This is a genomic window from Flavobacterium sp. AC274 (assembly GCF_979258275.1).
In genome coordinates, this window is sequence record NZ_OZ409852.1 from 969,888 (window position 1) to 985,216 (window position 15,329).

Consider the following 15,329-nt stretch of genomic DNA (forward strand, 5'->3'; position numbering starts at 1 on the left):
TAGAATGTTACAATATTTGAGAGACTTCAGCTGTTTTTAAGTACATTAAATGATTTTGTTATTTTAAATTAGTCTTAATTATATTTTTTATTGCTTTAAATTCTATATTTTTGCACCATTATTATATTTTATCAGAATGGGATTAGTTAGTGATTTGACCACCAAAGTATTATTTGAAACCGAAAAAGGATACAGTTATCAATGTGATTTGACTAATAGTATAATTATCAATTTTGTTGATACAGTGTCAAGCTATAAAATTCATGATTTTTTGATTTTTCAAAGAAAGGTTAATAGCGTTGACATTCTCAATATGCTTTATGACTTGTCTGATCAGTCAGATGCACAATTGATTGAAACTACCAAAAGAAATTTTTCCAGAAATCTTACGATCTGCGAAATAGTGCAGTTAAGAGATTTATTAAACGGAACTAAATTTACCCTTACTTTACATTCGTTGCTTTGTAAAACTGTCAACGTCGAGCTTATTTAGATTCTTACTTAGATTAAATCCAAATTTTCAGGTATTTACAGTTGTCGTCTTTAATTTTGTAATTTTACATCTATAAAAATTGAAGATTATGAAAGATTTACTAAGAACAAGTACTTCATTAGTTGAAGGAATAGAAAATATATTGAATTTACAAGCAAAAATAGAAAGTGACGCTTCTAATAAATATTTAGCTATGGCTGCATGGCTGGATAGAAATGGTTATGCCAATACAGCATCGTACTTGTATAAGCAGGCTGAAGAAGAGAGAGAACATTTTCTAAAAATTTTTAAATTCATTACAGATATGGGAGGGATTGCAATTACGCCATCTGTTCCAGAAGTACAGCAAGAATTTGCTTCTTTTAGGGAAGTATTTGAAATTGCTTTGCAAAACGAAATTGCAGTTACTCAGGCAATCAATAAAGTAATTGCAAAATGTAGAGCTGAGAATGATTATGCTACAGAAGATTTTATGATGTGGTATGTAGCTGAGCAAAGAGAAGAAGAGAAGAACGCAAGAAGAGCTTTAGAGCTTTTTGAATTGATTAACGGAAACGAAGCTGACGGCAAATTTCAATTGGATCTTCAAATTTCAAAAATCGGATAAATAAACAGTTATAAAATTAAAAGCCCTTAATATTTATTAAGGGCTTTTTGATTTTTATGATTTTAAAAATGAATTAATATCCGAGAAATATTTATCTCTTGCATCGAGCCATCCGTAATGTTTAGAATGCTCCAATAAAATAAGTTTCGAATTTGGATACGCTTTATGACCAATTTCTCCAATTTCATTGCTAATGATATCTTCTTTTCCCTGAATAATTAAAACCGGATTTTTGAAGCTTTTTAGCTTGTCTTTGCAGTCAAAATTCATTTTCTGCATATCAGACCATAACAAGCCATTTATTGTAGAATTTCCTTGTGTTAATCTTTCGGCAATTATGGAAACAAATTTCCGATCGTAAACATAAGCCGGAGCCATCGCTTTTCCGCGGCCGAGTCTTGCTTTGTAAGATGTGTCGCCTTTTTCGATTTTATCATTCCAGTAATCCAGAGAATCCTTTTCAGCTTTACTTAAACCGGCTTCAATTAAATTCGGACTTTTTAATAAAGTCAAATCTACGCCGCCAGATGATGATAAAATCAATTTATCGATACTATTTGGGTAAACAGTAGCATAATAAGAACCTAACATTCCGCCGAAAGAATGCCCCAGAATATTCCATTTTTTAATTTTAAGATGCTTTCTTAACGACTCAACATCATCAGCCATTATTTTCATCGAAATACTTTTAGAATCTAATTTTGAAAGTTTCGATTTTCCGGTACCCCTTTGATCGTAAATAATTGTTTGCTGATTTTCGCCCAAAGTTTTCGCCATATCTTCAAAACCATTGCTGTTCATTCCCGGACCGCCGTTTATAATTAAAAGCGGTTTGCCTTTCCCGAAAGTTTTGTAAAAGGTTTTGGTTCCATCAGCGTTAACTGCATAGCCTTCTGTTTGAGAAAAAATGTTTCCCAAAAAGAATAAAAAACCAAGTAAAAAATCTTTTTCATTATGAATTAAGAATTCATCAAGCTCTCGATTTCATCCACTTCAACCGGAATATTACGCATAAGGTTAAAAGGTTCTCCTTTTTCCTGAACCACAAGATTATCCTCCAAACGAATTCCGAAACCTTCAGCCGGAATATAAATTCCCGGTTCAACCGTAAAAACCATATTGGCTTTCATTGGTTCATGAAGTAATCCGTAATCGTGCGTGTCAAGACCCATGTGATGAGAAGTTCCGTGCATGAAATATTTTTTGTAAGCTGGCCAATCAGGGTTTTCGTTCTGAACATCGGCTTTGTCAATTAAACCCAAACCAAGTAATTCTGAAGTCATGATTTTACCTACTTCAATATGATATTGTTTCCAAAGAGTTCCTGGAGCCAGCATTTTTGTAGCTTCATTTTTAACTCTCAAAACCGCATTGTAAACCGCTTTTTGACGATCAGAAAATCTTCCCGAAACCGGAATCGTTCTTGTCATGTCACTAGAATAATTTGCATATTCTGCAGCAACATCCAGCAAAATTAAATCTCCGGCTTTACATTGCTGATTGTTTTCGATGTAATGTAAAACATTTGCATTATTTCCAGAAGCAATAATTGGCGTATAAGCAAAACCTTTAGAACGGTTGCGGATGAATTCGTGAGCCAATTCAGCTTCAATTTCATATTCTGTAACATTTGGTTTCACAAACGAAAGCAATCTGCGGAAACCTTTCTCGGTAATATCACAAGCTTGCTGAATCAAATCGATTTCTTCGCTTTCTTTTACAGAACGAATACGCTGCAAAATTGGGTTGCTTTTTGCAACATTATGTGCAGGATAACGTTCTTTCCACCATTTTACAAAACGAGCTTCGCGTGTTTCTGTTTCAACAGTTGCGCGGTAATGTTCGTTAGTGTTAATGTACATTGTGTCGGCATACGTCATCATTTCGTTCAAAACTTTATGAAAATCCTGTAACCAATAAACAGTTCTGATTCCAGAAACCTGAAAAGCACGTTCCTTAGTCAGTTTTTCACCTTCCCAAATTGCGATATGTTCGCTGGTTTCTTTTAGGAAAAGAATCTCTTTTTGGTTTTCATAAGGTGCATCCGGAAACAAAAGCAAAATACTTTCTTCCTGATCAACACCGCTTAGATAAAAAATATCTCTGTGTTGCGCAAATGGCAAAGTACTATCAGCACTAACCGGGTAAATGTCATTTGAGTTGAAAACGGCAACACTGTTAGGTTTCATTTCTGCCGTAAATTTTCTGCGATTTTTTACAAAAAGAGCGCTGTTTATTTGATGATATTTCATAAAAATTGATTTTTGAACTTCGAAATTCAAAATTAGTGATTTTTGAAGATGTATCGCAAAATTGAATTATTAAAGTTTTCTTATTTGTTTTTGGTTTTGCCGCGAAGGCACTAAGGCACAAAGTTTTTTACCAATTTTTTAAACAAAAATTTATAAGCGCAAAGTCTTGTCATTTCGACGGAGGAGAAATCACACTAGAAACTCCGCAAACAATATAGCCAATCTTTGCCGATTCGCGAGTGAAAAAAAACTCAGCAACTTAGCCTCTCAAAACCTTAGAATCTTAATATGGGCGTGTCCCTCCGGGCCGGGCTTTCGGCTATATCTTTTATTCCGTTTCACTTCATAAAAGGATACCGCCTCAATCCCTCACGCAAACCTGGGTTTTATAAGAAGTTTGTTGTTTATGAAATGAGTTTTGAATTGTGGGAATTTGTATATTGTCGTCTTAAGAAAAATGAATAAAATTTAAATTAATGATTCAAAAAATAATAAATAGAATTCTAAATAAACGAAAATCGATTTACATTGCAGAAACATTAATTCGTTTTAATGGAGAGAAATATTATGAAGATATAATTGAGACCCAAATCACTGATAAAGAAACATTGATAGGGTTGGGAAGAGGAATCGAATTAGTTTTTGAAAATGAAAAACCTTTAAAAGCATATCAATATTATGAAGAAATGAAAGGATTGGCTGTTTATTCTCGTGTTAAAGAGCGACAGCTACAATCTGATGAAATCGAGTATAAATTTCCAGCTTTTAAAGTTAATTATATTCTGAAATTTCAGGAAAACCCAAATGGATTTCATCAATTAGGAGGTGATTTTTCGAATGAATTTAAATATCCAATTAATAATTGCTGTGTTCCTTTTCAATATTTAGGATTTATTAATAATGAAGATGTTAAGTTTAATTGGTTACCATTTAAACTTCATTTAACTTGTCCCATTTATTTAAATTTTGAAGAAATTTTCCTTGACTATTCAGACAGTTCATTCCCGGTAATTTTAAATTTAGAAGATGTTGAAGTTTATGATACATCTTTTAATGAAGTTAATAAAGATTCAATGATAATTTTTGAAGAACTAAGATTTGATTTTAAACAAAGTGTCGAATACTCAGGCAATATAGATTCAGGTATACCAAATTGGATGCAAGGACAATATATTCCTACGTGTCCAAAATCTGGAAGAAAAATGAAGTTTTTATGTCAATTGAATAATGGTTCAAAAATGAAAAGTTCTAACATTATTGCTGAAAGCGATTGGAATAAAGATTATTTTGATAAACTAAATTTTTGCGGAGGAGATCTTTATGTTTTTTTGAACCAATATCTAAAGTCGCTTGTTATTTTACTCAATATACATAAATTAGAAAGTGTGATTTATAATTAGATTATCCGTATTTTTAAGATGTAATGATGAATAATTTAAAAATTATGACCATAAAAAAGCAAACCCAAACGACCATAAAATCCTAACAGAAATCACCAAAAAGTCAAAAGCATATTGGGGGTATTCTGAAGAACAAATTGAAATATGGTCGCAATTTCTAACGGTTTCAAAAGAATATGTCGAAACTAAATCGGTGTACAATTTAATTGTTGACGATAAAATTATTGGTTATTATTCATTCTTCCACGAAAGTGAAAACACTATAAAACTGGATAATTTATTTGTTTTGCCTGATTTTATTGGTAAAGGATTTGGAAAAATTTTAATGAATGATTTTCTTGATCGAATGAAAAACAGCGATGCTCAGAAAGTAATTTTAAATTCTGAACCAAACGCTGAGGATTTTTATCTTAAATTCGGATTTGTAAAAGTAGGGGAAATGGAAACTTCCATTAAAGATCGATATTTGCCGATAATGGAGTTAAAAATTAATAGAATAGGAGAAATAGAAAATGCATAATTCAGCTTTTAAATTAATAACAATCAAAGAAGTCAAATCACAATATCCATTTCTATTGGATCATGAAGGTTTTGATTATTTTGATGAATGGGAAGATCAGGATTTCTTTTTAGTTTCAAATGAAGACGTAAATTATGAAGGTGATTTCTATTTAGATCTTTATGAAGACAAAGAGAAAAAATGGCTTTCGAATCTATTAAATCTTCCATTAAAAGAAATTGAAAAAATACGAATTGAAGGCGTTTTAATAAACGGAAATTTTTCAACAAACGAAACAATTATAAATGCTGAAGGCGATTATGGACCATATATTTTTATAAACGGAAATGTTACTTGTCAAAGTTTGCTGTTAGGAGGTTCGTATGTCGAAATAATGGGCGATGTAAAAACCAAAGAAATGGTAATGACTTCGTATAATCATGGTAATTTTAAATGTTCGGGCATTGTCGAAGCTCCGGTTTTTATAGTCGAAGATCATTATACAACTTTCGGAGAACGAAAAAATGATTTGTTTTATTACAACGACAAAGCAAATGATTATGATTCTAAAAACGATTGTGAATACGATGAAGAATTTGATGAAGATAGTATTTCAATTGAATTACGCAGACATCTTGAAAATCCTTTAATTGCAACTTTTGAAGAATTAAAGCGCGAATTAGAAAGAGGTGAATTGGTTTTAAGGCAAAGTAATCCGCAGCCGAAAACTTATGAATATTGGCAAAATAGAGTAAAGTCAAATTACAGAGATTTAAAAGTGGTTCCGCCTCAATTTAAAACTAAAGAATTATGTGAGTTGGCTTTAAATAATACATTTTATGCTTTACCATTTGTAAATGAGGAATTTATTACGGCTAAAGTTTGTGAAAAATTAGTAGAGAAAGATGGTTTTGCAATTCAGAAAATACCAAGTCAGTTTATAACCCAGGAACTTTGTTTGAAAGCCGCTGAAAGCGGAACATTGATTTCGTTGATTCCACATGATTTTTATTCGGAAGAACTGATTCTGACGACTTTCAAAAATGGTAAACACCAACCTGATATTAACGATGTTCCTTCTGAATTTATTACTGAAAGTTTGCTGGAAGAATATATAAAAATTGGAAAAGGATTATGGCTCGATAAAGCTTGTAAAGAAAATGGAAAAGATAAAATATCGATTTTAAAACGTGTTATTGCTTCTGGAATAATAAATCTTGACGCGGTTTTTGGAAATCATTTTAGCAAAGAAGTTTTTGAATACGCGGCATCTGTTTATGATAATGTTCAAAACGAAGCAGAGTGGAATAAATATGTTGAAAAATACAAACATAAGCTTGAACGTATTGGTTTGTAATCATAGTATTTGAAAAATGGACAATGAAAAGATAAAAATACTAAGAAGTAAAATTGCTGTTTCTTTAAATGTTGCTGTTGAGCTTCTTAAAAAGAATAATAATGATGTTTTGTTATGTGAGCAGGAATTTCATGAGATTAATATCCAAACAATTTCTCAGAAAGCAGAATGTGATTACAAAACGGCGAACGAAAGTTATGCGTTATGCAATTACGATATAGTAAAAGCGATTGAAAGGATTAATCAAAAACAAGTAATAATTACAACCGGAAATACAACAGATTCTAAAATTGGTTTTGTTTTATGGCCCGAAAACGCTGCAGGAGAATTCTATAAAACAGCCAAAAGAAATGATGCCTTTATTCATACTGAAGATTTTGACATTATCCTAAAAGAGTTTCAATCTGTTTTTCCATTAAAAAATCCTTGGAATAATGATATTGAAGATGAATTTGATCCTGTTGGCAATAATTTTTTCGATAATAAAACCTGTAAAATTATCGTAGAAAAGATATCTCATATAAAAAACGATGATGAAAAAGTTCAGTTTTTCTTGAAAGAAGTAACAAACTGGCTAGACGACAAATTAACGTATGCTGATTATATAGTTGTTTACGTTAACTTGTAGAAAATGACAAGCAAGATTTGCAATTAATTGTCCAATACTAAATTATGAAACAAAAAGTTGAAATCAGAAAAGTCGAAGAACAAGATCTGGATTTTGTTTACAAATCAATTTGCGAACTTGAAAATGAAGAATTAGATTTCAAAGTCTTCAAAGAAATATTCAATGAGAATATTTCAAACCCAAACAATTTGTATTTAATAGCCGAAAATGAGAATGAAGGTTTGGGTTTTATTAGTTTTCATACGCAAAACCTTTTGCATCACTGCGGGCGAGTTGGAGAAATTCAAGAATTTTTTATTCATAAAAGCCATCGTGGAAAAGGAATTGGAAGACAATTAATAGATAAGTTAATGCAGTTTGCTAATCAAAATAGTCTCAAAAGTATCGAAGTTACCACAAATCGCCGAAGAGTTGAGAACGTGTTGATTTATGAAAATCTTGGTTTTATCTTATCGCATAATAAATTCACTATTTATAAATAGCTTTCCAGCTATGAAAGTTTGAACATAAAAAAACTGCTATTTTGTTGGTAGCAGTTTTAATAAATAGATAATTATGTTGTTATCATGGTAGGTATTCCATACAGATACTATTTGTTGCTGTTCTGTACAAATACCAGCCACATATGTTTCTTCCATAATAAGAAACTTCGTCACCGTTGCATAACGGATATGGCACGCAGTTTACAACTCCGCCATTAATTGATTTCAATTCTTCTTTTGATAATTTTTGTGTCGACAATTTTTGTAAGTTTTTCATAAATAAGGTTTTTGGATTTTTCTGTCCTAGATATTATTTGAATAAAAATGGATAATTATGTTGTTATACTGCTCCATATTCCATACAAGTACTACCTGTTGGTGTTTTGTATAAATACCAGCCACATGAATTTATTACATAAAAAGTGGCTTCCTGACCGTTACATAGTGGCCATGGTATACAGGGTGCATTATTACCGGCGTTAATTGATTTCAATTCTTCTTTTGATAATTTTTGTGTCGACAATTTTTGTAAGTTTTTCATAAATAAGGTTTTTTGGATTTTTCTGTTCTATAAGTTTTTGGATACTACTTGATAAAAATACTAATTATTTATTCTAAATAAATACTTACAAAAAGAAACATTTAGATTCTGATTGATTTTTCAAAAATCTTCAATATTTTTCTTTTTTTAACTTAAAACCACAGTAAATTCTTTCTTTTTTGTGTTTTTAATGCAATTGTTGATTTTGAAAATAAGTGAAAAAACTTGTGAATCTTACTTGAAGCAAATTGGATTAAAGTTTAATATTGTAAACTAATAATTGCTTCAGGAAAAGATGAAAGAATTAAATCCGAAAATAAAACATCATTTAATAGTTGGTTCGCTAATTGGTCTCTGGTTATTTGTTTTTGCTTTCATCATAAAACCTTTTGACGATGGAACTATAAATCTAAGAGCTTGGTTTCTAATAAGTTTTGGTTTTAGTATAATGGCGTTTTTATGTTATGGTATTCTTGCTGTTCTTCAAAATAGGATTTACAAGAAAATCTCAAAATGGAATCTTAGTTTAGAAATTGGAAGTATTGTTTTGTTTTTTCTTATTTATCTGTTTGGAATTTATGCCTTTTATAAAAGCCCGATTTTAAAAGGAGGTTATAGTTTTTATGATTTTTTCTCGATTATTTTTATTAAAGTAGCTTTGATTTTAACTCCCGTAGTTATTCTGGCAAGAAGATATTTAATCAAACTCATTCCTGTAAAAGATGACATGCTTACTTTTATTGGGGAAAATAAATTAGACATTTTAAAAATCCAAAAAGCTGATTTAGTTTGTATTTCTAATGCCCAAAATTATGTGGAGATTTTTTATCTGGAAAATGGGAAGCTGCATTCAAAACTAATTCGTTCTTCACTCAAAAAAATTCTCGAAGATTTTACTTTTTTAATCCAAATTCATCGTTCTCATTTAATAAATCCAATTCATTTTAAGTCCTGGAGAAATTCAAATACTGTTATTCTGACTCAAATGGAACTTCCGGTTTCTAAAAATTATAAAGAAAGTTTGTTGACTTTGTAATTTCGTACCTAAAACAATACGTTTCGTACCAAAGTCAATAATATTGGCATTTGCAGAAGTTTTTCATTCTAGTTTTGTTTCATCAATTTTAAAAATAAATTATGAAAACAAAATACTTTTGTATGCTAGGATTACTATTTTTTGTAATAAGTTATTTGCTGTTTTCCAAAGTTTTACCTGATTTTCAAAGCCCAATTGATTTTGCACATTGGTTCAATTTAATTGGAGCCTGTTTTTTGCTGTCGTTTAATCATGTATTTCCTAAAAACAGATTAAATTCTATAGCTTCGTTTGTCACGGCTTTAGGGGTTGTTGCGCATATCGGACTTTGTACAATCGATTTCATAATGTCGAGTTATGGAACAAATGATCTCGCGAAAGAATTAAGCCGGCATATTAGTAATGCCCCATCAATTTTATACCCTTTTGTAATTGTTGGTCCGTCTTTGCTTTTTATTGGTCTGTCTCTTCACGCGTTGAATTTTATAAAAACTAATGTGATAAGTTTTTTAATGGTTTTTCTTTCTTCGTTAGCAATAGGTTTCTCTTTTTTTATATTAAAAAATGGAATTTATATGTTGTTGAGTTGTGTAGTTTTTGTTTTAGGATTGGGTTTTTTACTTAATAGAAAAGAAAACCAAAACGAACAATTTGATAAATAAAAAACTCAAAACAGAATCTCTGTTTTTAATTTGTATTTTTGTTTGAAGGGAATAACTGAATTTAAATAAATTGAATAAAACTCTAAAATACCTAATCTCACTCTTTCTGGCTTTTGTCATGATTGCAAGCGATTGTACTTTAGATTCTCAATCAAAATCAGCAGATTATTATCAATCTTCTGTTGTGATTTTAAGAAGAGAATTAGAGGGTAGAAATTCTCGTTTATATGTTTTCAATCAATTTGTTTCCCGAATAAAAACCGCGTTTTCGATTCCTGTAACGTATCTGGAATTTAAACAACTTAGTAGTTTTCAAGTTGGGATTATCCAAAAAACTCAAAATCTTCTTCATCAAAATATAAGTTCATTTATAAGACAATCCGTTTTTGTAAACGAACTTATTACTTGCAATAATTTATATAAAAGTTTATACAGCGCTTAGTTTTTCTAAGTATTCATGCGCTTCAACGCATGTGATGATAAAATAATGTCTAATCATTTATCATTTTCAAAATGTATAAACACAAAAATAAAACACGTTTAGAGCAATCTAAGCGACCGCTTCATTGGATAAAAAGAAAATTTATTGTTATAGTAACCGCTTTTATGCTCGGAATGTCAAACGGAATGAACGTGAATGACGAAGTTCTGAAAGGAAATCAAAATTATACCGAACAGCATAAGAAGGATTAGTCTTCTTTGAGGTTCTAACGCATTTTTGTCATTTCGACCGAAGGGAGAAATCGCACTAGAAACTCGATAAAGATTGGCGACTTTGTTTGCGGAATTACTTGTGCGATTTCTCCCTTCGGTCGAAATGACAAGCTTGTGCGTAATTATATTGCGCATAAAAAACCTTTGTCAAAGTTTTAAACTTTGACAAAGGTTTTGCTCATTTATTAAATTGGAATTTGGTCCCGATAGCTATCGGGATTAAAAAATTGAAATTTCTTAATCAACCCATTTATAATATCTCGCCCCAATTAAATTAGGAATTTCTTTTTCGATACGATCCAAAACCCATTCGTTTTCAGGAGTTCGAACACTTTGTTGTTGCTCTTTTTTATGAAGACTTTCATAAGTTTCAAAACCAATTTCTACACTTTCTTCAAGATTTTCAAAAAGTTTGGTTTTGGCTAAAGCCGATTGCCATTCCGGTTGAATTGTTCCTTCAAAAACCTTCGATTTAGATCCGCTTCCATAAGCCAGAAACCCGAATTTTGTTCCGGCAACTTCTTTTTTAGTGTCGTAATAATGTGCCAGAGTCGACAATAATCCCATGAAAATGGAACCAGTATAAAGATTTCCAATTAGCGATGAAGCCAATTCTGCAGGCTGTAGTTTCTCTGTTACAAATTTTTTGTATTCATCCGATTTTCCCACTTCTTTAATTTTATTCTGATAATCTGCAGGATCAATATCTTCTGCAATGATTTTGTCAGCATGATCTAAAGCATAAATTTCAGACAACATTCTGCGTCCCTGAAAAGAATATGGCAAGTGCATGATAATACTATTCCAGGTATTGTATAAAGTTTCTGTTGTATTTTTTAATTTCTTAAATGAAAAGTAAGCATTTCGCGTACGGTCCATATAACATTGATTCGAATATTGACCGTCAAAAACAGGCTGGTCTTTATGAACTTCAATTTCAGCTTCTAAATTATCAAACCACGGATCGTTATTTCCGTTTTTTGTAATCGTTTCTTTTGATATAGTTCTGTAAGGTTTGAAAAAGTCAAAAACTCCTTTTGTACTTGTTGCCCAATTTTCATCAAAAGCAATAATTCTTGGGTTCGAAGTTACTAGCATTGCCAATGCTCCGGCACCTTGTGTATATTCTCCGGTCGAGTTTAAATCATATTTTGCAAAATCAGTCGTAACTACAATTGCTTTTTTTGTCGGATTCAGTTTTACAAAATCAATGCAATTTTGCAAAGCGTCTATACCGCCAATACAGGCAAAAGTAAAATCGACAACATCGCATTCGGCAAGAGAATCTTCGCCAAATTTTTGTTCCATTAAATTAATTAAATAAGAACTGATAGGTTTTGAACTATCGATAGCGCTTTCGGTACCAACATATATCCGGCTAATCTCGTTAAGGTTTATTTTGTGTTCAAAAATAAGTTTAGTTAAAGCATTTGCTCCAAAAACAACCGCATCCTGATGGATGTCCGGTAAAGTCATTTTAATTAATCCAAGACCTTTTTCTAGTTTTTCCGGTTCAATATTTCTGGCAACAGCCAAAGTTTTTATGGGTAAATGTATGTTGGCTACATCAAATGATATAGCGTCTATTCCTGTTTTCATTCTGATTTTTTTGAAGCTGATAAAGGTAAAATTATGCAATGGAATGACCATTTTTTTCGACTACAAAATTACGATGATGGAACACTTTTGAAGAAAATAAATTAAATGTTTGATTAAAATAGTAATTTCATAAAGTTTTATGAGAGTCAGGTAACGGCTATTACTGTTAAATAATTTCTGTAAAGCGTGCGTTTTTAGATTTTTATAATAAAATTATTTGATATTAAGTATTTTTTATACGTAAAAATACGTAATACGTAGTCTATTTTAAAATCATTATAAATAACAACGAAATGGTTGTAGTTCTTTGTTAATTGACTTATTTTTGTCTAATTTTTTAAAACAAACTACTTAAACACTTATGGCACAATCTGCACTATTGAATGCTTCCATCTTAAAGAAAGTGGCTATGGCTCTTTCGGGAATATTCTTAATCACGTTTTTAGCGCTGCATGTTACCTTAAATTTCATTTCTATTCTTAGTGAAGATGTTTTTAACGAAGCTTCTCACTTTATGGGTTACAATCCGCTAATTCAATATGTAATGCAACCTGTTTTGGCATTCGGAGTAATTTTCCATTTTGTTATGGGATTTGTACTTACTGCTCAAAATAGAGCTGCTAGACCAATTGCTTATGCAAATTACAACGGAGCTGCAAATGCTTCATGGAGTTCTAGAAATATGATTATTTCCGGATTGGTTATTTTAGCTTTCTTAGGATTGCATTTTTATGATTTTTGGTTTCCTGAAGTTGCTTATAAATATGTAAACGGAACGGCACCTGATGCTACAAGATATTATGGAGAGTTAGTTCATAAATTTCATGATCCAATTCGCACAGGATTGTATTGTATTTCTTTTGTGTTATTAGGTTTTCACCTTTGGCATGGATTTGCATCTTCTCTTCAATCAGTGGGAATGCACAACAAATACTCAAGATTTTTAGCAAAAGTAGGTTACTGGTTCGCTGTTGTAGTACCGGCTGCTTTCGTAATTATCGCATTATTTCATCATTTCAATAATTAATATAAATTATAATGGCATTAGATTCAAAAATTCCACACGGCCCAATATCGGACAAATGGACAGATTATAAAGATCATATTAATTTAGTAAACCCTGCTAACAAACGTAATTTAGATATTATCATTGTTGGTACAGGTTTGGCTGGAGGTTCGGCTGCGGCTACTTTGGCTGAGCAGGGATATAACGTAAAAGCTTTCTGCTTTCAGGATTCACCAAGACGTGCACACTCTATTGCAGCACAAGGGGGAATCAATGCAGCAAAAAATTATAAAGGGGATGGTGACTCTGTTTACAGATTGTTCTACGATACTGTAAAAGGGGTGACTACCGTGCACGTGAAGCAAACGTTCACCGTTTGGCTGAAGTTTCTGCTAATATTATTGACCAGTGTGTGGCTCAAGGAGTTCCATTGGCTCGTGAATATGGTGGATTATTAGATAACCGTTCTTTTGGAGGAACTTTGGTTTCTCGTACTTTTTATGCACAAGGACAAACCGGACAACAGTTATTGTTAGGAGCTTATTCTGCAATGAACCGTCAGATTGGTCGTGGAAAAATAAAAATGTACAACCGTCACGAAATGCTGGACATAGTAATCGTGAACGGAAAAGCGAGAGGTATTATTGCTCGTAACTTAATTACAGGAGAAATAGAAAGACATTCTGCTCACGCAGTAGTAGTTGGTTCTGGAGGATACGGAAACGTATTTTTCTTGTCAACAAATGCTATGGGAAGTAACGCAACAGCAGCTTGGAAAATTCATAAAAAAGGAGCATTTTTCGCAAATCCTTGTTATACACAAATTCACCCAACTTGTATTCCGGTTTCTGGAGATCACCAGTCAAAATTGACTTTGATGTCTGAATCGTTACGTAATGACGGTCGTATTTGGGTTCCTGCAAAACTAGAAGATGCAAAAGCTATCCGTGAAGGAAAGAAAAAAGCAACGGATTTATCTGAAGCTGAAAGAGATTATTTCTTAGAAAGAAGATATCCGGCTTTTGGAAACTTAGTGCCTCGTGATGTGGCATCTCGTGCTGCAAAAGAAAGATGTGATGCCGGTTTTGGAGTTAACAAAACAGGAGAAGCTGTTTACTTAGACTTCGCTGCGGCAATCAAACGTTACGGAACTGAAGAAGCTTTCGTAAAAGGTTTAGATGCTAATGATGCTGCTTTGGTAACAAAATTAGGAGCTGAAATCGTGAAAAGTAAATACGGAAATTTATTCCAGATGTATTACAAAATCGTTGACGAAGATCCTTATACAACACCAATGATGATTTACCCAGCGGTTCACTACACAATGGGTGGAACATGGGTTGATTATAACTTAATGACTACAATTCCGGGATGTTTCTCAATTGGAGAATCTAACTTCTCTGATCACGGAGCAAACAGACTTGGAGCTTCTGCTTTGATGCAAGGTTTAGCTGATGGATATTTCGTTCTTCCTTATACTATTGGAGATTATTTAGCTCCGGATATTAAAATGGGAGAAATTTCTACAGATTTACCAGAATTCGTAGCAGCAGAAAAAGAAGTAAAAGATCAAATCGACAGATTTATCAATAATAAAGGAACTCATTCTGTAGATTATTTCCACAAAAAATTAGGAAAAATCATGTGGGATAAAGTTGGTATGGCTCGTAATGCTAAAGGTTTAGCCGAAGCTATCGAAGAAATTGCCGCTTTACGTGAAGAGTTTTATAAAGATGTAAAAGTTCCTGGAAGCGCAAACGAATTTAATCAGGAATTAGAGAAAGCGACTCGTGTTGCCGATTTCTTAGAGTTAGGAGAATTGTTCGCAAAAGATGCATTGCACCGTAATGAATCTTGTGGAGGTCACTTCCGTGAAGAATACCAAACAGAAGAAGGAGAAGCACTTCGTGATGACGAAAACTTTGCATATGTTGCAGCCTGGGAATACAAAGGAAAACCAAGCGATGCCGTATTACACAAAGAACCTCTGGTTTACGAAAACATTAAATTAGTACAGCGTAGTTATAAATAGTATTCTGAAAAAGTCTAAATA

At 32.1% G+C, this 15,329-nt stretch carries 17 protein-coding genes and 1 pseudogene; 13 read left to right on the forward strand and 5 right to left on the reverse strand.

Going from position 1 to position 15,329, the window contains the following annotated elements:
* Window positions 1-136 precede the first annotated feature (136 nt).
* Window positions 137-493 (forward strand): hypothetical protein, encoded by a 357-nt coding sequence (locus ACZZZT_RS04300; RefSeq protein ID WP_463459522.1) that lies wholly within the window; start codon window positions 137-139, stop codon window positions 491-493.
* Between the two features lie 88 nt (window positions 494-581).
* Window positions 582-1,100: a ferritin gene (locus ACZZZT_RS04305; RefSeq protein ID WP_042565527.1), complete on the forward strand. Its 519-nt coding sequence runs from the start codon at window positions 582-584 to the stop codon at window positions 1,098-1,100.
* Between the two features lie 54 nt (window positions 1,101-1,154).
* Here the strand turns inward: ACZZZT_RS04305 and ACZZZT_RS04310 are convergent, their stop codons facing one another.
* Window positions 1,155-2,018: an alpha/beta fold hydrolase gene (locus ACZZZT_RS04310; RefSeq protein ID WP_463459523.1), complete on the reverse strand. Its 864-nt coding sequence runs from the start codon at window positions 2,016-2,018 to the stop codon at window positions 1,155-1,157.
* Window positions 2,019-2,059: 41 nt separating this feature from the next.
* A complete protein-coding gene (locus tag ACZZZT_RS04315) occupies window positions 2,060-3,352 on the reverse strand; it encodes an aminopeptidase P family protein (protein ID WP_463459524.1) in 1,293 nt (430 codons plus the stop codon).
* Window positions 3,353-3,828: 476 nt separating this feature from the next.
* Here ACZZZT_RS04315 and ACZZZT_RS04320 point away from each other — a divergent pair, with 476 nt between their 5' ends.
* The 5 genes from ACZZZT_RS04320 (at window position 3,829) to ACZZZT_RS04340 (ending at window position 7,718) form a co-directional block, all read left to right on the forward strand.
* On the forward strand, window positions 3,829-4,752 hold the full coding sequence (locus tag ACZZZT_RS04320; RefSeq protein WP_463459525.1) for a hypothetical protein: 924 nt from the start codon (window positions 3,829-3,831) through the stop codon (window positions 4,750-4,752).
* Between the two features lie 91 nt (window positions 4,753-4,843).
* Complete coding sequence (locus tag ACZZZT_RS04325; protein ID WP_463462380.1) at window positions 4,844-5,272, forward strand: GNAT family N-acetyltransferase; 429 nt, start codon at window positions 4,844-4,846, stop codon at window positions 5,270-5,272.
* Window positions 5,265-6,608, forward strand: coding sequence for a polymer-forming cytoskeletal protein (locus ACZZZT_RS04330; RefSeq protein WP_463459526.1), 1,344 nt, complete (start codon window positions 5,265-5,267; stop codon window positions 6,606-6,608). The genes ACZZZT_RS04325 and ACZZZT_RS04330 overlap by 8 nt, the downstream gene beginning before the upstream one ends.
* A 16-nt stretch (window positions 6,609-6,624) precedes the next feature.
* Entirely contained in the window at window positions 6,625-7,236 is a 612-nt protein-coding gene (locus ACZZZT_RS04335) for a hypothetical protein (protein ID WP_463459527.1), read from the forward strand.
* Window positions 7,237-7,280: 44 nt separating this feature from the next.
* Window positions 7,281-7,718, forward strand: coding sequence for a GNAT family N-acetyltransferase (locus tag ACZZZT_RS04340; RefSeq protein WP_463459528.1), 438 nt, complete (start codon window positions 7,281-7,283; stop codon window positions 7,716-7,718).
* Between the two features lie 82 nt (window positions 7,719-7,800).
* Here ACZZZT_RS04340 and ACZZZT_RS04345 read toward each other — a convergent pair whose 3' ends face one another.
* On the reverse strand, window positions 7,801-7,995 hold the full coding sequence (locus ACZZZT_RS04345) for a bacteriocin-like protein (RefSeq protein ID WP_042565534.1): 195 nt from the start codon (window positions 7,993-7,995) through the stop codon (window positions 7,801-7,803).
* A gap of 63 nt (window positions 7,996-8,058) precedes the next feature.
* Window positions 8,059-8,259: a hypothetical protein gene (locus ACZZZT_RS04350; RefSeq protein ID WP_042565535.1), complete on the reverse strand. Its 201-nt coding sequence runs from the start codon at window positions 8,257-8,259 to the stop codon at window positions 8,059-8,061.
* 295 nt (window positions 8,260-8,554) lie between these two features.
* Between ACZZZT_RS04350 and ACZZZT_RS04355 the strand changes: the two genes are divergently transcribed.
* From ACZZZT_RS04355 to ACZZZT_RS04370, 4 genes are all read left to right on the forward strand, one after another.
* Window positions 8,555-9,295 (forward strand): LytTR family transcriptional regulator DNA-binding domain-containing protein, encoded by a 741-nt coding sequence (locus ACZZZT_RS04355; RefSeq protein WP_463459529.1) that lies wholly within the window; start codon window positions 8,555-8,557, stop codon window positions 9,293-9,295.
* Window positions 9,296-9,396: 101 nt separating this feature from the next.
* Window positions 9,397-9,957, forward strand: a complete 561-nt coding sequence (locus tag ACZZZT_RS04360) for a hypothetical protein (protein ID WP_463459530.1) — start codon at window positions 9,397-9,399, stop codon at window positions 9,955-9,957.
* A gap of 70 nt (window positions 9,958-10,027) precedes the next feature.
* Window positions 10,028-10,399 (forward strand): hypothetical protein, encoded by a 372-nt coding sequence (locus ACZZZT_RS04365; protein WP_463459531.1) that lies wholly within the window; start codon window positions 10,028-10,030, stop codon window positions 10,397-10,399.
* A 71-nt stretch (window positions 10,400-10,470) separates the two neighbouring features.
* Complete coding sequence (locus ACZZZT_RS04370; protein ID WP_463459532.1) at window positions 10,471-10,650, forward strand: hypothetical protein; 180 nt, start codon at window positions 10,471-10,473, stop codon at window positions 10,648-10,650.
* A gap of 258 nt (window positions 10,651-10,908) precedes the next feature.
* On the opposite strand, the gene ACZZZT_RS04375 is transcribed toward ACZZZT_RS04370, so the two are convergent.
* Window positions 10,909-12,270: a hydroxymethylglutaryl-CoA synthase family protein gene (locus tag ACZZZT_RS04375; RefSeq protein ID WP_463459533.1), complete on the reverse strand. Its 1,362-nt coding sequence runs from the start codon at window positions 12,268-12,270 to the stop codon at window positions 10,909-10,911.
* 361 nt (window positions 12,271-12,631) lie between these two features.
* Between ACZZZT_RS04375 and ACZZZT_RS04380 the strand changes: the two genes are divergently transcribed.
* Window positions 12,632-13,297: a succinate dehydrogenase cytochrome b subunit gene (locus tag ACZZZT_RS04380; RefSeq protein ID WP_073397546.1), complete on the forward strand. Its 666-nt coding sequence runs from the start codon at window positions 12,632-12,634 to the stop codon at window positions 13,295-13,297.
* An 11-nt stretch (window positions 13,298-13,308) separates the two neighbouring features.
* Window positions 13,309-15,308, forward strand: a pseudogene (locus ACZZZT_RS04385) (fumarate reductase/succinate dehydrogenase flavoprotein subunit).
* The last annotated feature ends 21 nt before the right edge of the window (window positions 15,309-15,329 follow it).

Coding starts and splice junctions, on each gene's coding strand:
- ACZZZT_RS04300 (WP_463459522.1), top strand. CDS start 137: ATGGGATTAGTTAGTGATTTGACCACCAAAGTATTATTTGAAACCGAA.
- ACZZZT_RS04305 (WP_042565527.1), top strand. CDS start 582: ATGAAAGATTTACTAAGAACAAGTACTTCATTAGTTGAAGGAATAGAA.
- ACZZZT_RS04315 (WP_463459524.1), bottom strand. CDS start 3,352: ATGAAATATCATCAAATAAACAGCGCTCTTTTTGTAAAAAATCGCAGA.
- ACZZZT_RS04320 (WP_463459525.1), top strand. CDS start 3,829: ATGATTCAAAAAATAATAAATAGAATTCTAAATAAACGAAAATCGATT.
- ACZZZT_RS04330 (WP_463459526.1), top strand. CDS start 5,265: ATGCATAATTCAGCTTTTAAATTAATAACAATCAAAGAAGTCAAATCA.
- ACZZZT_RS04335 (WP_463459527.1), top strand. CDS start 6,625: ATGGACAATGAAAAGATAAAAATACTAAGAAGTAAAATTGCTGTTTCT.
- ACZZZT_RS04340 (WP_463459528.1), top strand. CDS start 7,281: ATGAAACAAAAAGTTGAAATCAGAAAAGTCGAAGAACAAGATCTGGAT.
- ACZZZT_RS04345 (WP_042565534.1), bottom strand. CDS start 7,995: ATGAAAAACTTACAAAAATTGTCGACACAAAAATTATCAAAAGAAGAA.
- ACZZZT_RS04350 (WP_042565535.1), bottom strand. CDS start 8,259: ATGAAAAACTTACAAAAATTGTCGACACAAAAATTATCAAAAGAAGAA.
- ACZZZT_RS04355 (WP_463459529.1), top strand. CDS start 8,555: ATGAAAGAATTAAATCCGAAAATAAAACATCATTTAATAGTTGGTTCG.
- ACZZZT_RS04360 (WP_463459530.1), top strand. CDS start 9,397: ATGAAAACAAAATACTTTTGTATGCTAGGATTACTATTTTTTGTAATA.
- ACZZZT_RS04370 (WP_463459532.1), top strand. CDS start 10,471: ATGTATAAACACAAAAATAAAACACGTTTAGAGCAATCTAAGCGACCG.
- ACZZZT_RS04375 (WP_463459533.1), bottom strand. CDS start 12,270: ATGAAAACAGGAATAGACGCTATATCATTTGATGTAGCCAACATACAT.
- ACZZZT_RS04380 (WP_073397546.1), top strand. CDS start 12,632: ATGGCACAATCTGCACTATTGAATGCTTCCATCTTAAAGAAAGTGGCT.